The sequence below is a fragment of the Actinomycetes bacterium genome (assembly GCA_022599915.1).
In the GTDB taxonomy this organism is placed as follows: Bacteria; Actinomycetota; Actinomycetes; order S36-B12.
Genome location: JAHZLH010000056.1, coordinates 1 through 23,682, shown reverse-complemented (window position 1 = coordinate 23,682; position 23,682 = coordinate 1). Strand labels below are relative to the sequence as shown.

The 23,682-nt window shown below is 61.6% G+C and carries 39 protein-coding genes; all 39 read right to left on the bottom strand.

The genetic code is table 11. The annotated features are described in order from the left end of the window. Nucleotides 1–6 precede the first annotated feature (6 nt). Nucleotides 7–423 (bottom strand): holo-ACP synthase, encoded by a 417-nt coding sequence (locus K0U62_09460; GenBank protein MCH9801740.1) that lies wholly within the window; start codon nucleotides 421–423, stop codon nucleotides 7–9. Nucleotides 424–503: 80 nt separating this feature from the next. Beyond that, nucleotides 504–1,202 (bottom strand): sulfotransferase family 2 domain-containing protein, encoded by a 699-nt coding sequence (locus K0U62_09455; protein MCH9801739.1) that lies wholly within the window; start codon nucleotides 1,200–1,202, stop codon nucleotides 504–506. Nucleotides 1,203–1,205: 3 nt separating this feature from the next. Next, nucleotides 1,206–3,056 (bottom strand): glutamine--fructose-6-phosphate transaminase (isomerizing), encoded by a 1,851-nt coding sequence (gene glmS / locus K0U62_09450; protein MCH9801738.1) that lies wholly within the window; start codon nucleotides 3,054–3,056, stop codon nucleotides 1,206–1,208. Between the two features lie 54 nt (nucleotides 3,057–3,110). After that, nucleotides 3,111–4,454, bottom strand: coding sequence for a phosphoglucosamine mutase (glmM, locus tag K0U62_09445; GenBank protein ID MCH9801737.1), 1,344 nt, complete (start codon nucleotides 4,452–4,454; stop codon nucleotides 3,111–3,113). 7 nt (nucleotides 4,455–4,461) lie between these two features. Beyond that, entirely contained in the window at nucleotides 4,462–4,941 is a 480-nt protein-coding gene (rpsI, locus tag K0U62_09440) for a 30S ribosomal protein S9 (protein ID MCH9801736.1), read from the bottom strand. A gap of 14 nt (nucleotides 4,942–4,955) precedes the next feature. Beyond that, entirely contained in the window at nucleotides 4,956–5,399 is a 444-nt protein-coding gene (gene rplM / locus K0U62_09435; protein MCH9801735.1) for a 50S ribosomal protein L13, read from the bottom strand. A 146-nt stretch (nucleotides 5,400–5,545) separates the two neighbouring features. After that, complete coding sequence (arcC, locus tag K0U62_09430; GenBank protein ID MCH9801734.1) at nucleotides 5,546–6,514, bottom strand: carbamate kinase; 969 nt, start codon at nucleotides 6,512–6,514, stop codon at nucleotides 5,546–5,548. 102 nt (nucleotides 6,515–6,616) lie between these two features. Continuing rightward, nucleotides 6,617–7,459: a tRNA pseudouridine(38-40) synthase TruA gene (gene truA, locus K0U62_09425; GenBank protein MCH9801733.1), complete on the bottom strand. Its 843-nt coding sequence runs from the start codon at nucleotides 7,457–7,459 to the stop codon at nucleotides 6,617–6,619. 26 nt (nucleotides 7,460–7,485) lie between these two features. Next, nucleotides 7,486–8,079: a 50S ribosomal protein L17 gene (gene rplQ / locus K0U62_09420; GenBank protein ID MCH9801732.1), complete on the bottom strand. Its 594-nt coding sequence runs from the start codon at nucleotides 8,077–8,079 to the stop codon at nucleotides 7,486–7,488. 25 nt (nucleotides 8,080–8,104) lie between these two features. Continuing rightward, nucleotides 8,105–9,118 (bottom strand): DNA-directed RNA polymerase subunit alpha, encoded by a 1,014-nt coding sequence (locus tag K0U62_09415; GenBank protein ID MCH9801731.1) that lies wholly within the window; start codon nucleotides 9,116–9,118, stop codon nucleotides 8,105–8,107. A gap of 71 nt (nucleotides 9,119–9,189) precedes the next feature. Beyond that, the gene (gene rpsD, locus K0U62_09410; GenBank protein ID MCH9801730.1) at nucleotides 9,190–9,816 is read right to left on the bottom strand and encodes a 30S ribosomal protein S4; all 627 of its coding nucleotides are present in this window, start codon (nucleotides 9,814–9,816) and stop codon (nucleotides 9,190–9,192) included. A gap of 17 nt (nucleotides 9,817–9,833) precedes the next feature. Further along, nucleotides 9,834–10,232 carry a 30S ribosomal protein S11 gene (rpsK, locus tag K0U62_09405; GenBank protein MCH9801729.1) on the bottom strand — a complete coding sequence of 133 codons (399 nt, stop codon included), beginning with the start codon at nucleotides 10,230–10,232 and terminating at the stop codon, nucleotides 9,834–9,836. Nucleotides 10,233–10,269: 37 nt separating this feature from the next. Then, nucleotides 10,270–10,641: a 30S ribosomal protein S13 gene (rpsM, locus tag K0U62_09400; GenBank protein MCH9801728.1), complete on the bottom strand. Its 372-nt coding sequence runs from the start codon at nucleotides 10,639–10,641 to the stop codon at nucleotides 10,270–10,272. Nucleotides 10,642–10,795: 154 nt separating this feature from the next. Next, entirely contained in the window at nucleotides 10,796–10,909 is a 114-nt protein-coding gene (gene rpmJ / locus K0U62_09395; GenBank protein MCH9801727.1) for a 50S ribosomal protein L36, read from the bottom strand. A 19-nt stretch (nucleotides 10,910–10,928) separates the two neighbouring features. Further along, complete coding sequence (infA, locus tag K0U62_09390) at nucleotides 10,929–11,150, bottom strand: translation initiation factor IF-1 (GenBank protein MCH9801726.1); 222 nt, start codon at nucleotides 11,148–11,150, stop codon at nucleotides 10,929–10,931. A 263-nt stretch (nucleotides 11,151–11,413) separates the two neighbouring features. Next, nucleotides 11,414–12,253: a type I methionyl aminopeptidase gene (gene map / locus K0U62_09385; GenBank protein ID MCH9801725.1), complete on the bottom strand. Its 840-nt coding sequence runs from the start codon at nucleotides 12,251–12,253 to the stop codon at nucleotides 11,414–11,416. 1 nt (nucleotide 12,254) lies between these two features. Further along, nucleotides 12,255–12,812 (bottom strand): adenylate kinase, encoded by a 558-nt coding sequence (locus K0U62_09380; GenBank protein ID MCH9801724.1) that lies wholly within the window; start codon nucleotides 12,810–12,812, stop codon nucleotides 12,255–12,257. A 5-nt stretch (nucleotides 12,813–12,817) separates the two neighbouring features. Continuing rightward, on the bottom strand, nucleotides 12,818–14,113 hold the full coding sequence (gene secY / locus K0U62_09375; GenBank protein MCH9801723.1) for a preprotein translocase subunit SecY: 1,296 nt from the start codon (nucleotides 14,111–14,113) through the stop codon (nucleotides 12,818–12,820). 94 nt (nucleotides 14,114–14,207) lie between these two features. Then, on the bottom strand, nucleotides 14,208–14,645 hold the full coding sequence (rplO, locus tag K0U62_09370; protein MCH9801722.1) for a 50S ribosomal protein L15: 438 nt from the start codon (nucleotides 14,643–14,645) through the stop codon (nucleotides 14,208–14,210). Beyond that, nucleotides 14,645–14,827 (bottom strand): 50S ribosomal protein L30, encoded by a 183-nt coding sequence (gene rpmD / locus K0U62_09365; protein ID MCH9801721.1) that lies wholly within the window; start codon nucleotides 14,825–14,827, stop codon nucleotides 14,645–14,647. The genes rplO and rpmD overlap by 1 nt, the downstream gene beginning before the upstream one ends. After that, nucleotides 14,827–15,405: a 30S ribosomal protein S5 gene (rpsE, locus tag K0U62_09360; protein MCH9801720.1), complete on the bottom strand. Its 579-nt coding sequence runs from the start codon at nucleotides 15,403–15,405 to the stop codon at nucleotides 14,827–14,829. Before rpsE ends, rpmD begins: the two co-directional genes overlap by 1 nt. 16 nt (nucleotides 15,406–15,421) lie before the next feature. Further along, nucleotides 15,422–15,799 carry a 50S ribosomal protein L18 gene (rplR, locus tag K0U62_09355; GenBank protein ID MCH9801719.1) on the bottom strand — a complete coding sequence of 126 codons (378 nt, stop codon included), beginning with the start codon at nucleotides 15,797–15,799 and terminating at the stop codon, nucleotides 15,422–15,424. 2 nt (nucleotides 15,800–15,801) lie between these two features. After that, nucleotides 15,802–16,338: a 50S ribosomal protein L6 gene (rplF, locus tag K0U62_09350; GenBank protein MCH9801718.1), complete on the bottom strand. Its 537-nt coding sequence runs from the start codon at nucleotides 16,336–16,338 to the stop codon at nucleotides 15,802–15,804. Nucleotides 16,339–16,348: 10 nt separating this feature from the next. Continuing rightward, nucleotides 16,349–16,747, bottom strand: coding sequence for a 30S ribosomal protein S8 (gene rpsH, locus K0U62_09345; GenBank protein MCH9801717.1), 399 nt, complete (start codon nucleotides 16,745–16,747; stop codon nucleotides 16,349–16,351). A 58-nt stretch (nucleotides 16,748–16,805) separates the two neighbouring features. After that, the gene (locus K0U62_09340) at nucleotides 16,806–16,991 is read right to left on the bottom strand and encodes a type Z 30S ribosomal protein S14 (GenBank protein ID MCH9801716.1); all 186 of its coding nucleotides are present in this window, start codon (nucleotides 16,989–16,991) and stop codon (nucleotides 16,806–16,808) included. A gap of 1 nt (nucleotide 16,992) precedes the next feature. Further along, a complete protein-coding gene (gene rplE, locus K0U62_09335; protein MCH9801715.1) occupies nucleotides 16,993–17,535 on the bottom strand; it encodes a 50S ribosomal protein L5 in 543 nt (180 codons plus the stop codon). Nucleotides 17,536–17,552: 17 nt separating this feature from the next. Further along, nucleotides 17,553–17,906 carry a 50S ribosomal protein L24 gene (gene rplX, locus K0U62_09330; GenBank protein MCH9801714.1) on the bottom strand — a complete coding sequence of 118 codons (354 nt, stop codon included), beginning with the start codon at nucleotides 17,904–17,906 and terminating at the stop codon, nucleotides 17,553–17,555. Nucleotides 17,907–17,911: 5 nt separating this feature from the next. Then, a complete protein-coding gene (gene rplN, locus K0U62_09325) occupies nucleotides 17,912–18,280 on the bottom strand; it encodes a 50S ribosomal protein L14 (protein MCH9801713.1) in 369 nt (122 codons plus the stop codon). A 30-nt stretch (nucleotides 18,281–18,310) separates the two neighbouring features. Next, complete coding sequence (gene rpsQ, locus K0U62_09320) at nucleotides 18,311–18,604, bottom strand: 30S ribosomal protein S17 (protein ID MCH9801712.1); 294 nt, start codon at nucleotides 18,602–18,604, stop codon at nucleotides 18,311–18,313. Then, the gene (gene rpmC, locus K0U62_09315; GenBank protein ID MCH9801711.1) at nucleotides 18,601–18,840 is read right to left on the bottom strand and encodes a 50S ribosomal protein L29; all 240 of its coding nucleotides are present in this window, start codon (nucleotides 18,838–18,840) and stop codon (nucleotides 18,601–18,603) included. Before rpmC ends, rpsQ begins: the two co-directional genes overlap by 4 nt. Further along, a complete protein-coding gene (rplP, locus tag K0U62_09310; GenBank protein MCH9801710.1) occupies nucleotides 18,837–19,256 on the bottom strand; it encodes a 50S ribosomal protein L16 in 420 nt (139 codons plus the stop codon). Before rplP ends, rpmC begins: the two co-directional genes overlap by 4 nt. Nucleotides 19,257–19,259: 3 nt before the next feature. Further along, complete coding sequence (rpsC, locus tag K0U62_09305; GenBank protein MCH9801709.1) at nucleotides 19,260–20,087, bottom strand: 30S ribosomal protein S3; 828 nt, start codon at nucleotides 20,085–20,087, stop codon at nucleotides 19,260–19,262. A 4-nt stretch (nucleotides 20,088–20,091) separates the two neighbouring features. Continuing rightward, nucleotides 20,092–20,454 carry a 50S ribosomal protein L22 gene (rplV, locus tag K0U62_09300; protein ID MCH9801708.1) on the bottom strand — a complete coding sequence of 121 codons (363 nt, stop codon included), beginning with the start codon at nucleotides 20,452–20,454 and terminating at the stop codon, nucleotides 20,092–20,094. Nucleotides 20,455–20,485: 31 nt separating this feature from the next. Further along, nucleotides 20,486–20,767 (bottom strand): 30S ribosomal protein S19, encoded by a 282-nt coding sequence (gene rpsS, locus K0U62_09295; GenBank protein MCH9801707.1) that lies wholly within the window; start codon nucleotides 20,765–20,767, stop codon nucleotides 20,486–20,488. 12 nt (nucleotides 20,768–20,779) lie between these two features. Further along, a complete protein-coding gene (rplB, locus tag K0U62_09290) occupies nucleotides 20,780–21,616 on the bottom strand; it encodes a 50S ribosomal protein L2 (GenBank protein ID MCH9801706.1) in 837 nt (278 codons plus the stop codon). 28 nt (nucleotides 21,617–21,644) lie between these two features. Continuing rightward, the gene (gene rplW, locus K0U62_09285) at nucleotides 21,645–21,944 is read right to left on the bottom strand and encodes a 50S ribosomal protein L23 (GenBank protein MCH9801705.1); all 300 of its coding nucleotides are present in this window, start codon (nucleotides 21,942–21,944) and stop codon (nucleotides 21,645–21,647) included. Beyond that, nucleotides 21,941–22,723 carry a 50S ribosomal protein L4 gene (gene rplD, locus K0U62_09280; protein ID MCH9801704.1) on the bottom strand — a complete coding sequence of 261 codons (783 nt, stop codon included), beginning with the start codon at nucleotides 22,721–22,723 and terminating at the stop codon, nucleotides 21,941–21,943. The genes rplW and rplD overlap by 4 nt, the downstream gene beginning before the upstream one ends. Beyond that, nucleotides 22,723–23,367, bottom strand: coding sequence for a 50S ribosomal protein L3 (rplC, locus tag K0U62_09275; GenBank protein MCH9801703.1), 645 nt, complete (start codon nucleotides 23,365–23,367; stop codon nucleotides 22,723–22,725). Before rplC ends, rplD begins: the two co-directional genes overlap by 1 nt. A 4-nt stretch (nucleotides 23,368–23,371) precedes the next feature. Next, nucleotides 23,372–23,680, bottom strand: coding sequence for a 30S ribosomal protein S10 (gene rpsJ / locus K0U62_09270; GenBank protein MCH9801702.1), 309 nt, complete (start codon nucleotides 23,678–23,680; stop codon nucleotides 23,372–23,374). Nucleotides 23,681–23,682: the final 2 nt, after the last annotated feature.

The window sequence follows — 23,682 nt, the reverse complement described above, 5'->3', positions numbered from 1 at the left end:
CGCACTCTATGCGGAATCGGCGACTTCCACGGCCGTTGTGCCAGCAAGCGAGGCCCTCCCCTCAGCCACAACATAGGCAACTGCCATGTCGCCTTCTGCCGCCAGCGACACGTGCCAAGACCGCACCCCCAGTTGACGCGCCGCCTCTCGCAACGAACCGTGTGTGATTACATACGGCCGGCCGTCCGGCTCTACCATCACTTCGCATTCCAAAAAGTCGGTTCCGGGCGGAACCCCAATGGACTTAGCCAGTGCCTGTTTCGCGGCATACCTCGCCGCGAGGGAAGCCACAGTGCGCACCTCGCCGGATTCATCAACTCTCTCGCGTGGATTGAGTAGTGCCTCCACGTAGCCGGGTGCTCGCGACACGCTGGCACCGAACTTGGCAATGTTCACCATGTCGATACCGATACCTACGATCACGGTGTCCAGATTGTCACGAAGTGCGCCAGTTTCGCGCACCAGCGAGAGTTTGTACACCCAGTGGGATGACGGTGACGCGATTAGGCGCGCGGCACTAGCTCCCGGGCTATCTCGATGTATTCCTCGCACCCTTGCTGCTTGAAAAATTCTTGGGCGTCTCGTGACTTGGGATCACGCAGATTTCCCTTAGCACTTAAGGAAGAAAGAACAGATCCAAGGCCCTCCGGCAAACTTGCGGCCTTCTCTATATCCGCAACGAGTGACTCTTGCCGGAGAACAACGTCCATCGCAAAAGGACCATCGACTGGTGCAATGCGGTAGTTGATGAGGACGTTCTTGTAGTTCTCTCCCGAGATGAGCCACTGCTTGAAGGGTATTTGGCGCTCCGGGCCGCGACGATACATCTTGTAGTAGTACTGCGATACGAGAAAATCCAACGGATCCCGGTGAATAGAGACCTTGGTGTAGGAAGAAAAGAGTTCTTCCCCCATATTTCTACAGATTCGCTGGCTGCGAATGTGGCTTGTGAACTTGCCCATAATCCGCGCGTTCGGATGGGCTTCGCCGTAGCGAGGGTCTAGATACTTCTCCCGCTGTCGGCGTCTGAAGTTCACTGGCCCTTGAAAGCCCAGCTCGGCTCGGATGAGTTCATCTCCCTCAGAAATATCGCAGACGATGTCGTCCGCATTGCAGTATTTCGATAGCGCTATTTCAAAGGATGTCCCACCGGTTTTCTTTGTCTTGACAAAGATCAACTTGAGCCCGTGACAGATAATCATGAGTCACTCCACCGTGACTGACTTGGCCAGGTTGCGAGGCTGGTCGACGTCGTGGCCCTTCGCCGTGGCCATCTCGCAGGCAAAGACTTGCAGTGGCACCGTGGCGACCAGTGGCTGCATCAGCGTCGGGGTCACTGGCAACCGGATGATGTGGTCGGCGTAGGAGTCCACCGACGTGTCACCTTCTTCAGCCAGCACAATCGTTCGCGCACCACGTGCCCGTACTTCTTGAATGTTGGAAACAATCTTGTCGTGCAGCATGGTGCTGCTGTTCGGTGACGGCACCACCACGATCACGGGTAGCCCCTCCTCCAGCAGCGCGATCGGCCCATGCTTCAACTCACCCGCCGCAAATCCCTCGGCATGCATGTAGGCGAGTTCCTTAAGTTTCAGCGCACCCTCCAGCGCCACCGGGAAGCCCACATGCCGGCCGATGAAAAGCACTGATCGCGAGTCCGCCAACTCTCGGGCAACGTCACGTACGTCTTCAACGGTGTCTAACACCAGATCCACCTTGCCCGGCATATCCGCCAGCTGATCCAAGATCCGGGTCACTTCGTCACCGAACATGTTGCCGCGCACTTGGGCCAGGTAGAGACCCACGAGATAGGCAGCGATGATTTGAGTGAGAAATGCTTTCGTGGACGCGACCGCGATTTCTGGACCCGCGTAGGTGTAAAGAACTGCGTCACTTTCCCGCGGGATGGTCGATCCGAGAGTGTTGCAGATCGCCAGCACCCGAGCACCTTGCTCCCGCGCGTAGCGCATTGCCATCAGCGTGTCCATGGTCTCCCCGGACTGTGAGATGGCGATGACCAGGGTGTTGCGACCTACGATGGGATCTCGGTAGCGGAACTCACTGGCGAGTTCCACTTCCACCGGGATTCTGGTCCAATGCTCGATCGCGTACTTCGCGACCAGCCCAGCGTGAAAAGCGGTCCCGCAGGCAACCACGACGATTTTGTCGATCTCGCGCAGTTCACTGTCGCTGATACGACTGTCGTCTAACTGCAACCGACCGTCCCGATCGATACGTCCGCGCATGGTGTCGGCCACCGCCCGCGGCTGCTCCGCGATCTCTTTGAGCATGAACAGGTCGTAGCCGCCCTTTTCCGCGGCCGAGGCATCCCAGTCCACGGTGAACGGTCGAGTCGCCACCGGTTCGCCGTAAAAGTCGGTCACTTCCACGCCATCGGCGGTCAACTCCACGACTTGGTCTTGACCTAGTTCGATGGCGTCACGAGTATGGGCGATGAAGGCGGCCACATCGCTAGCCAAGAAAGCCTCGCCGTCGCCGATACCCACCACCAGTGGTGAGTTGCGTCGTGCCCCCACGATGCGATCTGGTCGACGCGCATCCACCGCGACCAACGTAAATGCTCCCTTCAACCGCTGCGCCACCAGCCGCATCGCCTCAGCCAAATCATCACCTGTCTCCGGCAGCATGCGAGCCACCAAATGGGCGGCCACTTCGCTGTCAGTCTCCGAACTCAGCGGAATGCCCGCGTCTACGAGCTCCTCGCGGAGTTCGGCGAAGTTCTCAATAATCCCGTTGTGGATGATCGCGACTTTTCCGTCGGCAGACACATGCGGGTGAGCATTGCGATCGGTGGGACCACCGTGGGTGGCCCAGCGAGTGTGACCGATGCCAGTGTGGGACATCGGCGGGGACTCGTGTTCGAGTTCACTCTCGAGCACCTCGATCTTGCCGGCACGCTTGCGAGTCCACAGATCCTCATCCGCGACCAGCGCCACTCCCGCTGAGTCGTAGCCCCGATATTCCAGTCGGCGCAGTCCAGCCACCACAATGTCGAGGGCTGCTCCATTGCCGACGTATCCGACGATTCCACACATGAGGGAAAGCCTAGGGCCAAAGGACCCAGGTAGACGACATCACCCGGCGAGAGTTCAGGAGTCGAGAGCCAACTCAGTGCGCACTACCTCAGCCAACATCTCGGCGAAACGCTCCGCCTCCGCCTGAGTGGCTGCCTCCACCATGACCCGCACGAGTGGTTCGGTACCCGATGGCCGCAACAACACTCGACCGGTCTCACCCAGTTTTTCCTCGGCTGCTCGGACAGCGGTCGCAATCGCTTCGTTCTCCGGCATTCGCGACTTGTCCACACCAGGAACGTTGATCAGGATTTGCGGCAGTCGTTGCATTACTGCCGCGAGTTCAGCCAGCGAAGTCCCGGTGGCGGCAACTCGACTGAGCAGGTGGGCAGCCGTGAGAACGCCGTCACCGGTAGTGGCGTGATCGAGCAGAAGTACGTGACCGCTTTGTTCGCCACCCAGGTTGTAGCCAGCGGCCCGCATGGCTTCCAAAACATAGCGATCGCCAACAGCAGTCTCGACGACCGTGAGGCCTTGCCGCTGCATCGCCAGTTTGAACCCTAAGTTGGACATCACCGTGGCCACCACGGTGCTGTCGACTAGGTGACCGTTGTCTCGCATCGCCAGCGCGAGCACAGCCATGATTTGATCGCCATCGACGAAGTTGCCGGTTGCATCCACCGCCAGGCAGCGATCCGCATCGCCATCGTGGGCAATGCCTACATCTGCGCCCAATTCTTGTACCGCAGCGGCGAGGTCTGCCATATGGGTGGAGCCGCAACCGTCATTGATGTTGCAGCCATCCGGCTCGGTGTGAATCACCGATACCGTCGCCCCGAGTTCGCGGAGTACTCGCGGTGACGCGTCGCTGGCCGCGCCGTTTGCGCCGTCCACCACCACATGCAGGTCGTCGAGACGATGATCCACCGAAGCGACAACATGAGCCACATAGTCCGACAGTGGGTCACCCCCGATGCGAATACGGCCAACGTCGGCGCCGGTCGGGCCGGGCACCGAGGCAGTAATGGCCTGCTCAATGCGGTCTTCCACGTCATCTGCGAGTTTGCGACCACCGCGAGCAAAGATCTTGATGCCATTGTCGGGCATGGGGTTGTGCGAGGCGGATAACATCACCCCGAAATCCGCGCCAGTGGAATCCGTGAGGAAGGCGACTGCCGGAGTGGGCAGGACACCCACATCCCAGACATCAACACCAGCGGCAGCGATGCCCGCACAAACGGCAGCAGCCAAGAACTCACCACTTGCCCGGGGATCACGGCCGACGACCGCAGTGGCCCGACCACTACTGTTGCTGCCCAGTTCTCGCGCGGCAGCACCAGCGACAGCCAGAGCTAGTTCTGGCGTGAGATCGCGGTTGGCAAGCCCACGGACTCCATCGGTGCCGAATAGGCGACCCATCAGACGATCAGCGCTTGGAGTACTGCGGTGCCTTACGCGCCTTCTTAAGGCCGTACTTCTTGCGCTCCTTGACCCGAGCGTCGCGGCTGAGGAAACCAGCCTTCTTCAGCTCTGGCCGGAAGGCTTCAGTGTCGAAGTCGTTCAGTGCCCGCGCCACTGCTAGTCGCAACGCACCAGCCTGGCCGGAGGCGCCGCCACCGTGGATATTGGCGATGACGTCAAACTGACCCAACGTGCCGGTGAGCGCCAATGGGCTGGCCACCAGCTGCTGGTGCACCTTGTTGGGGAAGTACTCCGCCAACGTGCGACCGTTCACCTGCCACTCACCCGATCCGGCTACGATCCGAACCCGCGCCACGGCTTCCTTGCGACGCCCGGTGGCGGCCTCGCTGCCAGCGGTCACGGACACAGTGGGCACTGCCGGGGCAGCTTCCTCGGTCTGCTCAACCGCTTCGGTCTGCTCAACCTCTTCAGCCTGCTTAGTCATGCTGTCGTTCTCGCTCACTGGGCCACCTGGGTGATCTCGTAGGGTTGCGGCTGCTGCGCGCCATGCGGATGGTCCGGGCCACTGTAGACCTTCAACTTGGTCAACTGCTGCCGACCGAGAGTGTTGTGCGGCAGCATGCCACCCACCGCCTTCTCGATCAGCCGCCGCGGATTTTCTTCACGCAGTTCGCCGTAGGAGGTGCTGGACAAACCACCGGGATAGTTGGAGTGGCGGTAGTCCAATTTGTCGGTCGGCTTCGAGCCGCTCAACGCGACCTTGTTCGCATTGATGACGATGACAAAGTCGCCAGAATCGACGTGCGGCGCGAAGGTCGGCTTGTGCTTACCACGCAGCAACTTCGCTGCGTGGCTGGCAAGCCGGCCGAGCACTACGTCGGTGGCGTCGATGACATGCCACTGTCGCTCGACGTCACCCGGCTTGGGCGTGTAGGTGCGCACGTCTACTCCCTGACTAGTCCATGGTTCTTAGTTGCTGCAGCGGACCTGCCGCCGCGGGCGGCACTTGGCCGCACAGCAACCTCGTTATGGTACCCATGCCAAGTGCCAAGGGTCAAAGCCGATCCCACCACTTACCGCGTATCGATTCAGGAGTGGTAGGTGATCTCGGCCACACCCGCGGTGACACGAGTGCCCTTCTCTCCGGCCAGGATCCCCGGCAGATCCTCCAATGCTCCGATGACAGCTGATGCACCGGGGCGCTTTCGAGCGAAATCCGCCGCGGCCTCGACCTTGGGTCCCATCGACCCAGCCGGGAAATCAAACGCCTCCAGCGACTCCGGGGAGGCCTCTTTTATCCCTCGCTGATCGGGAGTCCCCCAATCCAGGTAGACCGCGTCAGCATCAGTGGCGATGACTAACAGGTCGGCCTCGAGATCGTCGGCCAACACCATTGAGGACCGATCTTTATCGATCACGGCTTCGACGCCGACGAGGTGCTTGGGGTTGAAGTCCCAGGGCCCTTCGACGTGGTCTTCTTTCTCGTACATCGTGGGGATTCCGCCACCACCGGTACAAACGACAACAGCACCCATATTCAGCAGCGTTTTGATCGGCTTGATTTCAAAAATCCGCTTGGGCTCCGGCGACGGCACCACCCGGCGCCAGACGTCACCGTCAGGCTTCACTATCCAGCCCCGCTCAGCGGCCAACCGGTTGGCATCTTCCTCGGTGTACACCGGACCGACAAACTTCGTCGGATCTGCCATGGCCGGATCATCGGCATCTACTTCGGTCATGGTGAGGATCGTGGCAATGGGCTTCTCGATCGGCAGCAGGTTGCCGAGTTCCTGCTCGATAAAGTAGCCAATCATTCCCTCCGTCTGAGCACCCAACACGTCAAACGGGTATTCGGATTCCTCCTCATAAGAGGATGCCTGCAGCGCTAGTAGACCGACCTGTGGACCATTACCGTGCGAAATGACTAGCTCATTCTCCATGGCAACTGGCGACAACGCCCGGCAAGCGATCCGCACGTTCTCTCGCTGGTTCTCTACCGTCATTGCCTCGCCACGCTTCTGCAACGCGTTTCCACCGAGAGCGACTACCACACGCATGTGATCCTCCGAAGATCGTTAGGGTTCGGGATTCTTCCGGCGCCAGCGTTGCAGATCGCGAGATTCGATGCGCGCTAGATTCCAGAAAATTCGCACTCCTACTTACGGCTGTTGACCGTCAGTTGGCTCGGCCGTACGCAGTTGGCGAGCCTCCCGGATACGCGCAGCCATTTCCGCCGGCGGCGGGTAGTCCACCCGCTGCAAGACCAGCCCGGCGGCGGGCATCACGCCGGCTGCCGAGTCCCGTTCCTGGGCGGACAGCACCGCCGCCACCCACTCCGGCGCTCGTCGCCCCTCACCCACAGCAACCAAAGCACCAACAACGGAGCGCACCATGGAATGACAAAACGCGTCCGCACCGATGTTGATAGTCAGCAGTCCGGGAGCTCCTCGGAGAACCGTGAGGTACAAAACGCGGCGGATTGTGGTCGCGCCGGCTTTCGCCCGACAGAAGGCCGCGAAGTCGTGCTCTCCAACGAGCGCTGCCGCTGCGGTGGCCATGCTCGACTCAGCCAGCGCACGGGGGTGAAAGACCACAAAGTTTCGCGTGAGTGGATCCCGTTGCTGCGGATCGTCACAGATCCGGTAGCTGTAGTGACGCGACAATGCCGCAAACCGAGCATCAAAGTCCGCTGGCGCAGCAGTGACCGCTCGACAGAAGACTTGCGGCCCCATCAGTCGATTCAGCTGTGCGACCAGGCCGTACCAGGTACGCCGTACTAGGGCTTGCTCCGGGATATCCGCATGCGCCACTTGGCCTCGGGCATGCACCCCCGCATCAGTACGCCCGGCGCAATGCACCGAGATCGGTTCACCGCAGACTTCAGCGAGCGCCGATTCCACCCGCTGCTGAACCGTGTCCAGTCCGGGTTGCCGGGCCCAGCCGGACAAACCGGTGCCGTCATAACCGAGGTCGAGCCGAATTCTGGTCCGACCAGGTGGCACAGCGCGCGGGTCAGCGCCCGGGCTGGTCACTTCGCGGCGTCATCCTCTTCCGAGTCCGACTCATCGTCGGCAGCTTCGGCGACAGCGGAGTCGTCGGCGGCGGCTGTCGGTTCTTCTGCTAACTCCTCGGACGCTTCCGGGGTCACCTCGTCGGCGGTCTCCTCGGTGGTTGACTCCTCGCTAGCGTCGGCGGCCTCGGCGGCAGCAGCCTCCTTGGCCGCCCGCTTGGTCGCAGCAGTCGCTTCAGCCACGGTCTGCTCCGCGAGCGGTTCTACCAGCTCGATGACCGCCATCGGGGCGTTGTCACCCTTGCGCGGACCGATCTTGGTAATCCGGGTGTAGCCACCTGGCCGACCGGCATAGCCGGGAGCGATCTCAGTGAACAACTCATGGACCACGGTGGGATCCTTGATAACCGCAGCGACCCGTCGACGGGAAGCCAGATCATCGCGCTTGGCCTTGGTGACCAACCGCTCGGCGAACGGCCGCAACCGCTTCGCCTTAGTCTCAGTGGTGGTAATTCGGCCGTGCTCGAACAGCGCGGTGGCCAGATTGGCCAGCATCAACCGCTGATGCGCCGGACTGCCCCCAAGACGGGCGCCCTTAGTTGGGGTAGGCATGACTACTCCTGACTCCTGTGGTTGCTTAGTACTGCTCAGTCTCGGCGAAGCCGCCGTCATCGTCGCCGTAGTAGACGACCTGCGACGGGTCGAAACCGGGCGGGCTGTCACGCAGCGCGAGGCCCATCTCGACCAGCTTGTCCTTGACCTCGTCGATGCTCTTACTGCCGAAGTTCCGGATATCCAACAGATCCGCTTCCGAGCGAGTAATCAACTCGCCTACGGTCTGGATACCTTCACGCTTGAGGCAGTTGTGCGAACGCACCGACAAGTTCAATGTATCAATCGAGGTCGCCAGTAGAGCGTTGTCCTCTTCCTCTTCAGGGGACGGCCCGAGATCGAGACCCTCGGCCTCGACGTTCAACTCCCGTGCCAGTCCGAACAGCTCAACGAGCGTCCGACCAGCAGAGGCAAGGGCATCGCGCGGCTCGATCGAGGGCTTAGTCGTCACGTCGACAACGAGGCGGTCATAGTCAGTGCGCTGTTCCACACGGGTGGCTTCTACCTTGTAGGTCACCTTCAACACTGGTGAGTAGATCGAGTCCACCGGGATCCGACCGATCTCACCGCCGGCATCCCGGGGCGGGGGCTGCGCGGTGACATAGCCACGACCAGCCTCAATGGTCAGCTCCATTTCCAACTGACCGCGATCGTCCAGTGAGGCGATCACGAGGTCCGGGTTGTGCACCTCGACACCAGCAGGCAACTGGATGTCGGCGGCGGTTACCAGCCCCGGTCCGGTCTTGGTGATGTAGGCGGTAGCCACGTCGTCGCCGTCGATGGAGACCACCAGCCCCTTGACGTTCAGGATGATCTCAATGACATCCTCTTTCACGCCTTCGATGGTGGAGAACTCATGCTGGACGCCATCAATCTTGATGCTGGTGACTGCAGCGCCGGGAATGCTGGATAGCAGCGTCCGACGCAGCGAGTTGCCCAACGTGTAGCCGAAGCCGGGTTCTAGCGGTTCCAAGACAAACTTGGAACGGTAGTCCGACAGCGTTTCCTCACGCAGAACGGGTCGCTTGGTGATGAGCACTTCTTTTTTCCTTTCCGTGGCCGCCCGCTATATGACGACCAAGATTGGTCGGGGCTGAGTAGCCCCGAAGATCACTTCGAGTAAAGCTCGACGATCAACTGTTCCTGCACGTCCGTATCGATCGCCTGCCGTTCCGGCAGTGAGTGGATCAGGATGCGCAGCTGAGTGGGGATCGCTTCCAGCCAACCCGGCACTTCGCGAAGACCAGCATCATTGATCGCCGCTAGGAAGGGAGTCAGCTCCCGGGAGGAAGCCTTCACTTCGACAATGTCGGTTGGGCTGACCCGGTAGGACGGAATGTCAACCTTGTGACCGTTGACGGTGAAGTGGCCGTGAAGCACCAACTGGCGCGCCATGTCACGCGAGGAGGCAAAGCCAGCCCGGTAGACAACATTGTCGAGGCGACTTTCCAAGATCCGCAGCAGGTTTTCGCCGGTTTTGCCGGGACGACGAGACGCCTCAGCGAAGTAGCCACGGAACTGCTTTTCCAGCACACCGTAGATACGAGCGCACTTCTGCTTTTCGCGCATCTGCAGCAAGTACTCTGACTCCTTGGGGCGGCGCGCCTGGCCGTGCATACCCGGCGGATAGGCTTTCCGCTCCAGCGGGCAGTTGGTGTAGCACTTGCTGCCCTTGAGGAACAGCTTGGTCTTCTCCCGGCGGCAACGCTTGCAGTCGGGTCCGGTGTATCGAGCCATCTAAATCTCTCTCCTGCTCAAACCCGGCGCCGCTTGGGCGGGCGGCAGCCGTTGAAGGCGATTGGGGTCACGTCGGAAATGGAGCCCACCTCCAGGCCAGTGGCCTGCAGTGAGCGGATCGCAGTCTCTCGACCGGAGCCCGGACCGCGTACGAATACGTCTACCTTGCGCATGCCGTGGTCCATGGCGCGTCGTGCAGCGGCCTCAGCGGCCATCTGTGCGGCAAACGGTGTGGACTTGCGGCTGCCCTTGAAACCCACCTGGCCAGCTGAGGACCAGGCGAGCACCGCTCCGGTCGGATCCGTAATGGTGATGATGGTGTTGTTGAACGTGCTCTTTATGTGAGCGTGCCCCTGGGCAACGTTCTTCTTCTCTTTGCGACGACTCTTTTTAGCGCCACTGCTCTTGGGAGGCATATATCTAGTTCTCTCCTACAACTCGTTGGTTGCGGCCTTAGGCCTTCTTCTTGCCTGCGACGGTCTTGCGCGGACCCTTGCGAGTACGAGCGTTGGTGTGAGTCCGTTGGCCGTGCACTGGGAGCCCGCGACGATGGCGGATTCCCTGGTAGCAGCCGATTTCCACCTTGCGGCGAATGTCAGCCTGAACTTCACGACGCAGGTCACCCTCGACCTGTAGATTCGCTTCAATCCAGTCGCGTAGTGCGATCAACTCGGGGTCACCGAGATCGTGAACCCGCAAGTTGGGGTCGATCCCAGTCTCGGCCAAGGCCTGCTTGGCCCGCGACCTTCCGACTCCGTAGATATAGGTGAGTGCTACCTCGACCCGCTTGTCGCGGGGCAGGTCAACACCGACTAGACGTGCCATCGGGCGATTTCCTTCTTCTGTCACGACGAGTCCTGCAGGTCACCAGTCCCACCGCCCGGTGGGTCTCCGGCCCGTCTGTCCGGAGGTGTCGTCCCGATCTGTACACGTAGCCGATCGGGGGTCGGGTGACCCGTTGTTTTGTGTCGCGCTAGGACTAACCTTGGCGCTGCTTGTGCCGCGGGTTGTCACAGATGACTCGGACAACGCCTTTGCGCCTGATGACGCGGCATTTGTCGCACATCGGCTTGACGCTCGGCTTGACCTTCATCTGAACTATTCCTCGCGAATCACTTGTACCGGTAGGTAATCCGACCGCGGGTGAGGTCGTACGGAGACAACTCCACAACGACACGGTCATCGGGCAGGATCCGGATGTAGTGCATCCGCATCTTCCCGCTGATGTGCGCTAGGACTTTGTGGCCATTGTCGAGCTCGACCCGGAACATTGCGTTAGGCAGGGATTCCACCACAACGCCTTCCAGTTCGATGGCGCCATCTTTCTTGGCCATTCCTCGACACGTCCTCGTCTCTGTACTTCCGGCCGCAACCGCTTCACCATTCCGGTTCCCCGCCGGTTGGACCGACGCGGACACTGATGGCGGATCAGCCCCTAGATCGACCGCACGACGTCACCGCTGCCGAAGCAGCGAGATCCGCTGAGAGATCGGTCAGGAAAACTGAACCGACCGCCAGTGTAGGGCATGGGGGCCGGGTGCGGAAACCTCGATCCGCTGTGACTAGCGTCTCATCCGATCTATCGGACGGCCAACCTCTACCGTAGCCCGTCCCACTCCTGCGCGGGGGAGGCAATCCCGCGGCGGGCAAGTTCCGCCGCACCCCCATCGGGGGCGGTCAATACCCAGGGACCACGGTCGGTCAGCGCAATCGTGTGTTCCCAGTGCGCAGCCGGGTTGCCGGCGTCAGTCGCGACGGTCCATTCGTCGGAAAGTACCGAGACTTCCGGGCTGCCCAGGGTCACCATCGGCTCGATAGCGATTGCCATACCTGACTTGAGACGCGGCCCCTTGCCGGGTGGGCCGAAGTTGGCCACCGACGGAGCCATATGCATCTGCGAGCCGATGCCGTGACCAACGTAGTCCCGCAGGATGCCGTACTCATTGCCGGCTTCTCGGATGCTGCCCTCCACGGCCGCTCCCACATTGCTCAGCCGGCCACCTACCGCGGCTGCACAAATGCCCTCCCAGAGTGACTCGCGGGTGGCCTCCGACAGCGCTGTCAGTTCCTCAGCAACCTCCCCGACTGGCACAGTGACTGCCGCATCGCCGTGCCAACCGGACACGATGGCCCCGCAGTCGATCGAGACGAGGTCGCCAGCAACCAACTCGCGATCACCTGGAATGCCATGGACAACCTCGTCATTGACCGACACACAGATGACGGCTGGAAAGCCGAAATAGCCGAGGAAAGAAGGTTCGGCTCCGGCGGCACCGATGACATCTGCCGCCACCTGATCCAGCTCTGCAGTGGTCACCCCAGGGCGTACCGCAGCAGTACAAGCTTGGAGGGCGTCGGAGACAACCAGACCGGCGGCCCGCATCTTCACAAGTTGTTCTAGGGACTTTCGTTCAATAGCCCCAGGTCGGCGAAACACCTTAGCCGCGCAGCGCCGCCAGGATCCGCTCGCTCACTTCGTCGATGCCACCCATGCCGTCTACCTGTACCAGGATGCCCTGGTCGGAGTACAGCGCAATCAATGGCTCGGTCTCGGCAGCGTAGACCTCCATCCGACGCCGAATGACATCTTCGGTGTCATCGGCTCGGCCTTCGGTCTCGGCTCGCTTCAACAGCCGCTGGATAACCTCTTCGGTATTGACGGTGATCTCCACCGCACGCTCCAGCGGACGACTCGCTGCTTCGAGCAGTCGGTTCAACTCGTGCAGTTGATCGACGGTGCGAGGGTAGCCATCGAGCAGAAAGCCTGGTTCGGTGTCGGGCTGTGCGAGCCGATCGGCCACCATGCCATTGACCACGCTGTCCGGCACGTACTCACCACGGTCCATGTAACCTTTGGCTTCGCGGCCGAGCTCGGTGCCCTGACCCACGTTCTCGCGGAAGATTGCACCGGTGGAGATGTGTGGAATGCCGAAAGACTCGGCGACGACTGTTGCTTGAGTGCCCTTCCCTGCTCCGGGAGGACCCATGATGACCATACGCATTAGCGGAGGAACCCTTCGTAGTTGCGCTGCTGGAGCTGCGACTCGATCTGTTTAACCGTATCCAAGCCGACTCCGACCATGATCAGCAAGCTGGTGCCCCCAAATACGAAGTTTGAGGAGACTCCGAGGCCGCCAAATGCCAATACTGGGAGCACTGCGATGGCCGCCAAGTAGAGCGAACCAGGTGCGGTCAGCCGGCTCAGCACGTACTCCAAGTACTGCGCAGTGGGTCGTCCCGGCCGGATACCCGGAATGAAGCCGTTGCTCTTGTTCAGATTTTCGGCCACCTCGGTCGGGTTGAACGTAATCGAGACGTAGAAGTAGCAGAAGAAGATCGTGAGCAAGCCGAACGTGAGTAGGTAGACCGGCGAGGTACCACTCTGGAAGTTCTGCAGCACAAACTGCGCGATCGCCCCATCGGATCCACTCAGGTTCACGATCAACGTCGGCACGAACAGGATCGAGGACGCGAAGATCACCGGGATCACGCCAGCCATGTTCACCTTCATCGGAATGTAGGTGGAGGCGCCGCCATAGAACTTTCGGCCTACCTGATTGCGGCCATGCTGCACCGGAATCCGACGCTGGGCCTGTTCCACAAAGACCACCAACGCAACAACCGCTACACCGACCGCCAAGGTGAGGCCGAAGGCCAACGGACCGTACTGGGAGTAGATGCTCAAGAACTGCTGCGGCATCACCGCAATGATGGAGCAGAAGATCAAGATCGACATACCGTTGCCGATACCGCGATCCGTGATCAACTCACCCAGCCACATGATGGTCGCGGTGCCAGCAGTCATGGTCAGCACCATTACTGCCATCTGCGACACCGACGTGTCCGGGATTACCCGCTCGTTACAGCCCTGGAAGAGCTGGCCCGGGGTGCGAGCCAACGCCAGAATGCTGGCCGACTGCAACACTGCCAATCCCACGGTCAAGTAGCGGGTGTACTGCGTGATCCTGGCCTGGCCGGCCTGGCCTTCCTTGCGCAACTTCTCCAGCCGAGGGATCACGACCGCCAACAACTGCAGGATGATCGATGCAGTGATGTAGGGCATGATGCCGAGCGCGAACACGCTCAACTGCAGCAACGCGCCACCGCTGAACAGGTTGATCAAGGCGTACAGGTCTTGGTTTTGCACCAGGGTTACGCAACGCTGCACCGCGGTGTAATCCACCCCGGGAACCGGCACGACGGAGCCGAGTCGGAACAACGCAATCATTCCCAGGGCGAAAAGCAACTTTCGGCGTAGGTCCGGAGTCCGGAACGCCGCAGCGAATGCACTGAGCACCGAGTTCCTCCCGGCAGTACTAGGGGTCCATGGTCGGTCGAGGCTGGCGCCCCACCGACATCGGCAAGGCTACCAGCGGTTGCCGTTGCTGGGGTCAGCCGGCGGTGAAAGAACCACCAGCGGCGGTTATCTTTTCGACTGCGGACTTCGATGCGGCAGTCGCCGTCACGTTGACGACAACCTCGATAGCACCATTACCCAGGATCTTGACTGGGTGGTTGGCTCGCACCGCACCCTTGGCCACCAGGTCAGCAATGGTTACCTCGCCGCCGTCGGGGAACAGTTCGCCCAACCGGGAAACGTTGACGGCTTGGTACTCGGTGCGGAACGGGTTCGTGAACCCCTTCAGCTTCGGAATCCGCATATGAAGCGGCATCTGACCGCCCTCGAATCCTGCGGGAACCTGACCCCTGGCCTTCGTACCTTTAGTACCTCGACCCGCGGTCTTGCCCTTGGAAGCTTCGCCGCGGCCCTTGCGGGTCGGCGCCTTCTTGGCACCCGGAGCGGGGCGCAGGTGATGCTGCTTGATCATCAGTCTGTCTCCTCAACTTCCACCAGATGCGAAACGGTCGTGACCATTCCGCGAATCTCGGGGCGATCCGGCTTGACGACACTGTCGCCGATCCGCTTCAACCCCAGGGAGCGCATGCTTTCGCGCTGCGCCTTCGTGCCACCGATAACCGATCGGCGCTGGGTTACCTTCAGCGAAGCCATTAGGACTTCACCTCCGCCATTGCCCGGCGCATCGCCTCCGGTGCGACATCTTCCAGCGGCAGTCCGCGACGGGCTGCTACCTGCTCCGGACGCTCCAGGCTCCGCAACGCAGACACCGTGGCATGCACGATGTTGATGGCATTGTCGGAACCCAGCGACTTGCTGAGCACATCGGCGATACCCGCGCACTCCAACACTGCACGCACCGGACCACCGGCGATCACACCAGTACCGGGGGCAGCCGGTCGCAACATTACCTGCCCCGCTGAGTCCTCGCCCATCACCGGATGCGGGATCGTTCCCTGAATCCGAGGCACCGTGAAGAGGCTCTTCTTGGCGATCTCCACACCCTTGGCGATTGCCGCGGGCACTTCTTTCGCCTTGCCGTAGCCGACACCTACCCGGCCGTCGCCGTCGCCGACGACCACCAATGCGGTGAAACTGAACCGGCGGCCGCCCTTGACGACCTTGGAAACGCGGTTAATCGCAACCACGCGCTCCAGATACTGATTCCGGTCGTCCCTGCCACCCCGGTCTTTGCGTTCCCGGCGCTCTCCGCCTCTACGCTGTGCTGCCATAAGTCGATCCTCTTCCTCAGAAATCCAGTCCGCCCTCACGGGCGGCATCTGCCAGGGCCGCAATTCGGCCGGTGTAACGGTTACCAGCGCGGTCGAACACGACCGCCCCAATACCTGCGGACTTGGCCCGGTCGGCGATCAAGTCGCCAACCTGCTTGGCCTGCGCGGTCTTGTCGCCACTACCCCGGACGCCCTCCTCCATGGTGGAGGCGGAGACCAGTGTGCGGGACTCGTCGTCGTTGACGATCTGCACAAAAAGATGACGGGCGGACCGGTTGACCACCATGCGCGGTCGTTCGGCACTGCCACGCACCTTCTTGCGTACGCGAGTGTGGCGGCGCTGCCGCCCGACCCGGGTCGGATCCCCGGAACCCAGCTTGGCTACTACAGCCATGACTATTTCCCTGCCTTCCCGGCCTTGCGGCGAATGTGCTCGTCGGCGTAACGCACGCCCTTGCCCTTGTAGGGCTCGGGAGCACGCAGTTTGCGAATGTTGGCAGCAACCTCACCAACGAGTTGTTTGTCGATGCCATTGATGTGGAACCGGGTCGGGGTTTCCACCTGAAAGGTGATTCCGTCCGGCGCCTCGTAGTTGATCGGATGGCTGAAGCCCAGAGCCAGTTCAAGCCCGTTGCCCTTCGCCTGTACCCGGTAGCCGGTCCCGACAACCTCGAGAGTCTTGCTGTAGCCCTCAGTCACACCGACCACCATGTTGTTGACCAACGTGCGGGTCAAGCCGTGCAGTTGCTTGCTGCGGCGCTCATCATCGGGGCGAGCCACGCGCACCTCGTTGTCAGCGACCTCAACGGCGATCGGTTCCGAGACTGCCAGGCTGAGTTCACCCTTCGGGCCCTTCACCATGACCTGTTGACCAGACACGGTGACCTGAACCGCAGAAGGGATTTCGACGGGTAGCCGTCCAATTCTCGACATAACGCCTCCCTCACCAAACGTAGGCGAGGACTTCCCCGCCAGTCTTGTTCTTCGCGGCCTGGCGCTGAGTGACCAGACCTCCGGACGTAGAAATGATCGCGATACCCAAACCACCAAGTACTTTCGGCAACTCGGTGCTCTTGGCGTACACCCGTAGTCCGGGCTTGGACACCCGGCGCAGCCCAGCAATCGAGCGCTCGCGTGATGGCCCGAACTTCAGCGAGATCGTCAGTGTCTGACCAACCCGAGCCTCGCCAACTTCGTAGTCAGCGATGTAGCCCTCCTGCTTGAGGATGTCAGCAATCCCGACCTTGATCTTCGACGACGGCATGCTAACTGACTCGTGATACGCGGAGTTCGCGTTCCGGAGTCGCGCCAACATGTCTGCGATCGGATCTGTCATTGTCATGGCCTCTACCGGCCCTTCCTCACTGTGGTTTCCTTGGGGACCTACAGCGTCGTTTCTTTTACCAACTGCTCTTTGTGATGCCCGGCAACTCGCCGCGGTGCGCCATTTCGCGGAAGCACACGCGGCACAGGCCGAACTTGCGGTATACCGAGTGCGGCCGGCCACAACGGGTGCAACGGGTGTAGCCGCGCACCTTGAACTTCTGCTTGCCGTTCGCTTTATTGACTAGTGCTTTTTTCGCCACGTCATTTCTCCTTGAACGGGAAGCCCAGCTGCCGCAGCAGCGCGCGTCCCTCGTCATCGGTTTGGGCGGTGGTCACCACCGTGATGTCCATTCCTCGCGACCGGTCGATCTTGTCGGCATCGATCTCGTGGAACATGACCTGCTCGGTGAGGCCAAAGGTGTAGTTACCGTTCCCATCGAACTGTTTACTAGACAGGCCGCGGAAGTCACGGATTCGCGGCAATGCCAGCGACAACAACCGATCCAGGAACTCCCACATCCGGTCACCGCGCAGTGTCACCTTGGCGCCGATCGGCTGCCCCTCGCGCAGTTTGAACTGCGCAATGGAGTTTTTGGCCCGGGTGACGCGTGGCCGCTGGCCGGTGATGGCAGTCAGGTCGGTGATGGCACCTTCGATCAACTTACTGTCGCGGGCGGCGTCACCGACTCCCATGTTCACCACGACCTTCTCGACCTTGGGAACCTGCATGACATTCTGGTAGCCGAACTCCTCGGTGAGCGCCGCAATGCTTTCACTGCGGTACTGCTCCTTGAGTCGGGGCATCTGCTGGGTTTCGCTCATCACACTTCCTTGCCCGTACGCTTGCTGTACCGGACTCCCCGGGTGCCGGTGTAAGTTGACCCGTCGGGACGCTGCTTCTCGACGTCCTCGCGACGGAAGCCCACTCGAGTGGGACGGCCGTCTTCGGGATCAATCAGCATCACGTTGGACACATGGATCGGGGCTTCCTGGTTCACAATGCCGCCAGACTTGGCGCCGCGGTTGTCCTGCCCGACTCGGGTGTGCCGAGTGACGCGGTTAATCCCTTCAACGATTACCTGATCTGACTCCGACAAGACTGTGAGCACCTTGCCTTCCAGGCCGCGGTCTTTGCCTGCGATTACCTGGACTTCATCACCGGTGCGAATCGACATAGCCATCACAGCACCTCCGGGGCCAACGAGACGATCTTCATGAACTTCTTGTCTCGCAACTCGCGACCCACGGGGCCGAAGATACGAGTACCGCGCAGCTCACCATCGGTCTTCAACACAACTGCCGCGTTGTCGTCGAATCGGATGTAGGAACCGTCGGGACGACGGCGCTGCTTGCGAGTGCGCACCACAACGGCACGCACCACTTCACCCTTTTTCACGTTGCCACCTGGGATGGCGTCTTTGACACTGCATACGATCTCGTCACCGATACCGGCGTAGCGCCGGCCGGAACCGCCGAGCACTCTGATGCAGAGCAGCTCCTTGGCGCCGGTGTTATCCGCCACCCGAAGCCGTGACTCCTGCTGAATCATCTGTCTATCTCCTGATACCTAGCGCCGGGCCTACTTGGCTTTCTCGAGGATCTCGACTACCCGCCAGCGCTTTGTCGCCGACGTGGGTCGGGTCTCCATGAGCAGAACGCGGTCGCCGGGGGCGGCCTCGTTGTTGGCGTCATGTGCCTTCAGTTTGCTGGTGCGACGCACCACCTTGCCGTATAGCGGGTGCTTGAACCGGTCCTCGACCGCCACCACGACTGTCTTGTCCATCTTGTCACTCACCACTAGGCCCTCGCGGGTCTTGCGATAGCCGCGCCCGGTGGCCTCAGTCTTGTCTTGGGTCACTGCTTCCTCCGTCATGCGGCACCATCCTGATCCTCGTCGAGTGTGGTGATGCCCAACTCTCGCTCGCGCAACACGGTGTAGATGCGCGCGATATCCCGGCGGACTGCCCGCAGCCGGCCATGGCTTTCCAACTGGCCAGTCGCGGATTGGAACCGCAGGTTGAACAACTCGGTCTTGTGCTCCGCCAGGGTGTTCTCCAGCTCGTCATCAGCAAGCTTGCGGAGATCAGCGGTCTTGGTTGCAGCCATCAGCCCTCACTCATATCTCGTCGCACGATCCGGCACTTCAGCGGCAGTTTGTGTGCGGCGCGCTCGAGTGCCTCGCGGGCAATCTCTTCATCGGGGTAGGACAGTTCGAACATCACTCGCCCGGGCTTCACGTTGGCTACCCACCATTCCGGTGAGCCCTTACCCGAACCCATCCGGGTTTCCGCTGGCTTCTTGGTCAGCGGCCGGTCTGGGTAAATGTTGATCCACAGTCGGCCGCCACGACGAACCCGTCGGTTGATGGCGATACGAGCTGCTTCGATCTGTCGGTTGGTGACGTAGGCGGGGGTGATGGCTTGCAGGCCCCACTCGCCGTTCACAACTTTGGTGCCGCCCTTGGCGACACCACGCCTGCTCGGGTGGTGCTGCTTGCGGTGCTTCACCCTGCGCGGGATGAGCATGACTCAGCCCTCCGTTCCTGCTGCGGCCTCGGGAGCCGCGGTTGCTGCTGCCTCGGGCGCAGCCGCTGGCTGCTGACCCTCGCCACGATCTGAACGACGGTCCCGGTCACCCCGGTCACGACGTCCACCGCGACCACGCGAGGAGCGACCCATGAGCTTCTGCGCTTCCGCCTGCTCGCGATCAGCTCGGGTAACCGGCGCCTCGCCCCGGTACACCCACACCTTCACGCCAATCCGGCCGAAAGTGGTGTGCGCCTCGGCGAAGCCGTAGTCGATATTGGCCCGCAGCGTGTGCAGCGGTACCCGACCCTCGCGGTAGAACTCGGTGCGGCTCATTTCTGCGCCGCCCAATCGACCGGAGACCTGGATTCGAATGCCCTGAGCGCCAGCTTTCAGCGTGGACTGCAAGGCCCGGCGCATGGCCCGCCGGAAGGCCACTCGGCCCGCCAACTGCTCTGCGACTGCCTGGGCCACCAGCTGTGCCTCAACTTCGGGGTCTTTGACCTCGATGACGTTGACCTGCACCTGCTTGCCGGAGATCTTTTCCAGCTCTCGCTTCAGCGCGTCAGTCTCCTTGCCACCGCGGCCGATGACGATACCCGGCCGAGCGGTGTGAACCCACAGCTCAACGCGGCCCTGGCTGCGTTGAATAGTCACTTTGCTGATCGCGGCTCGCGGCATCCGGTCGGCGATCAGCCGACGGATCTTCACGTCCTCTTCCACATAGTCCCGGTAACGCTGACCCGGCTTGTGGCCGTCGGCGTACCAGTTGGAGACGTAGTCGGCGGTGTAGCCGAGCCGGAATCCGTGCGGATGGATCTTCTGGCCCATGGGATCAGCCCCTCTTCCTGCTGTCGGTCGCCGAGTCAGCGTCGGCGACCACGATCGTGATGTGGCTGGAACGTTTGCGGATGCGGTAAGCCCGGCCCTGCGCCCGCGGCTGGATTCGCTTCATTGTGGGCCCTTCATCAACGTAGGCCTCGGCGATCACCAACTCACGCTCGTCCATCTGGTGATTGTTGGCGGCATTGGCGATGGCGCTATTCAGCACCTTCAGTACCGGCTCACTGGCGGCCTGCGGCGCAAACTGCAAAACGGCCTGCGCCTCCGCAGTTGGCAAACCGCGGATCAGATCCACCACGCGCCGGGCCTTCATCGGGGATACCCGTACCCGGCGAGCCTGGGCTCTGGCTTCCATGACGTACCTCTCGTTCCTGCGATCCAGGCGCTTAAACGCGCCGGGCCTTTCTGTCGTCCTTGATGTGCCCCTTGAAGGTGCGCGTCGGCGCGAACTCGCCGAGCTTGTGCCCGACCATGTTCTCGCTGACAAACACCGGCACGTGCTTGCGTCCATCATGTACTGCGATGGTGTGACCGATCATGTCCGGAACGATCATCGACCGCCGCGACCACGTCTTGATGACGTTGCGACTGCCCGATTCGTTCTGCGACTCCACCTTGGTGAACAGGTGCTGGTCCACGAACGGACCTTTCTTAAGACTACGTGGCATCTTCTACTTCCCTCAGCGCTTCTTGCCGGTCTTGCGGCGGCGGACGATGTACTTGTCGCTTGGCTTGCCCGGACGCCGGGTGCGACCTTCCGGTCGACCGTTCGGGTTCACCGGATGGCGGCCACCGGAGGTTTTCCCCTCGCCACCACCGTGCGGATGGTCAACCGGGTTCATGGCGACACCACGAACCGTAGGACGCTTGCCCTTCCAGCGTTTGCGGCCGGCTTTACCCCAGTTGATGTTGCCCTGCTCGGCATTGCCAACTTCACCGATCGTCGCCCGGCAGCGGGCGTCAACGTTGCGGATCTCACCGGACGGCATCCGGAGTTGGGCCATGCCACCGTCCTTCGCAACCAACTGGATTCGAGAGCCAGCGGAACGGGCCAACTTGGCGCCACCCCCGGGCTTCAATTCCACGGCGTGGATGACGGTACCGACGGGGATGTTGCGTAGCGGCAGGTTGTTTCCGGCCTTGATATCAGCCGAAGGACCCGTCTCGACGACGTCGCCCTGCTTTAGCTTGTCCGGTGCGATGATGTATCGCTTGGTGCCATCCACGTAATGCAACAGTGCGATGCGGGCAGTCCGGTTGGGGTCGTACTCGATGTGAGCAACCTTCGCGTTCACGCCATCCTTATCCGCGCGACGGAAGTCGATCACTCGGTAAGCCCGCTTGTGACCACCGCCCTGGTGCCGGGTCGTGATCTTGCCGGAGTTGTTGCGACCGCCCTTCTTGGGGAGTGGTCGAGTCAACGACTTTTCCGGTTCAGTGCGGGTGACTTCGGAGAAGTCAGACACGCTGGAACCCCGGCGACCGGGGGTCGTCGGCTTGTACCTGCGAATACCCATAGCTAATGCCTTCCGATTCTGCGGCCGGTCAACTGACCGGTCCTCCGAAGATGTCGATGCGGTCGCCCGGTGCCACCGAAACGATGGCCCGCTTGGTGTCGGGGCGCTTGCCGAACCCAGTGCGGGTCCGGGTGCGCTTGCCGGCGCGATTCATAGTGTTGACCTTGGTGACCGTCACGCCGAAGACTTCCTCCACAGCGATTTTGATCTGAGTCTTATTCGCACTGCGCGGCACGACGAAGGTGTACTTGTTGCCGTCCAGCAACTCGTAACTCTTCTCCGACACCACCGGGGCGATCAGGATGTCGCGGGGGTCGTTGATCCTCATGACTCCTCCTCGGTCTTCTCGTCAGCCGCGGCCTCGGACTGCTCATCCGCTGCCACTAGTTCTTCTGCCTTGGCCTCAGCCGGCTTGGCTGCCTTCTCGGCTGCCTTCTTGGCCGGCTTCTTGGCCGACTCTTCTGCGGCGGCTGGGGCGGCTTCCGCCGAACCGCGGCCGAGGAAAGCCGCTAAGGCCGCCTCGCTGAACACAATGCGGTCGCTGACGACTGCGTCGTAGGCGTTCAACTGATCTGCGGCCACCAGGCTGATCGCCGCGACATTGCGTAGCGAGCGCCAGGCGCTTTCTTCGTCTCGGGCTAAAACCACCAAAAGCCGACCCTCATCGCGCCAGTCACCCAGCACGGCCAGCGCCTCCTTGGTGGAGGGAGCATCACCAGCGACGAAGGACGACACCACGCCGATCCGGTCCTCACGAGCCCGATCTGAGAGCACGCCACGCAGCGCAGCGACCTTCATCTTCTTCGGGGTGCGCTGGCTGTAGTCCCGCGGAGTCGGGCCATGCACCACGCCGCCACCGGCGAACTGCGGTGCACGGATGGAGCCCTGCCGAGCGCGGCCGGTGCCCTTCTGCCGATACGGCTTGCGGCCGCCACCGGCAACTTCGCTGCGGTCTTTGGCCTTGTGATTGCCACTGCGAGCCGCGGCCAACTGGCCCACGACCACCTGATGAATCAGCGGAATGCTTGCGGTCGCATCAAAAATCTCGGCGGGCAGTTCGACGGAGCCGCCGGTGCCCTCCGGGGTGCGAATATCAATGGATGCCATCACTCGCCGCCCTTCGTTGCGCTGCGTACCAGCACTACTGCGCCAGCAGGACCCGGAATGGCACCGCGGATCAGCATGATCCCGGTTTCCGGATCGATCTTTTGCACCTTCAAGTTCAAGGTGGTTTGCCGCTCGCCGCCGGAACGACCAGCCATGCGCAGGCCACGGAAAACACGTCCCGGGGTGGCACAGGCGCCGATCGAACCTGGCTTGCGGTGATTGCGCTTCTGACCGTGGCTAGCGCCAACACCCGAGAAGCCGTGCCGCTTCATAACGCCGGTGAATCCCTTGCCCTTGGTGCGACCGGTGACATCCACCCGTGCGCCCTCATCGAACAGGGATAGGTCGAGCTCTTGGCCTACCTCGAGCTCACTGGCATCCTCGGTGCGCACTTCGACCACGTGACGACGTGGGGTGACCCCAGCCTTGGCGAAGTGACCCGCCATGGGTTTGTTTACCTTGCGCGGGTCAATCGCGCCGTAACCCAACTGCACGGCGCTGTAGCCGTCGGTCTCTGGATTGCGAACCTGAGTGACCACGCACGGACCCAGTTTGACGGCAGTGACCGGAACAACCCGGTTCTCCTCGTCCCATACCTGAGTCATGCCGAGCTTGGTACCCAGCAGTCCTTGAACTCCGCTCATGTCGTTAGCCCTTGATCTCAATCGCGACGCCCGAAGGGAGGTCGAGACGCATCAGTGCGTCGACCGTCTTGGGGGTCGGGTCGATGATGTCGATCAGCCGCTTGTGTGTCCGCATCTCGAAATGCTCACGGCTGTCCTTGTACTTGTGCGGTGACCGAATAACGCAGTACACGTTCTTCTCGGTCGGCAGCGGCACCGGACCGGCAATGCGCGCACCGGTGCGCGTGGCAGTCTCAACGATCCGGCGGGCCGACTTGTCAATGACGTCGTGGTCGTAGGCCTTCAGCCGGATGCGGATTTTCTGTTCCGCCATAG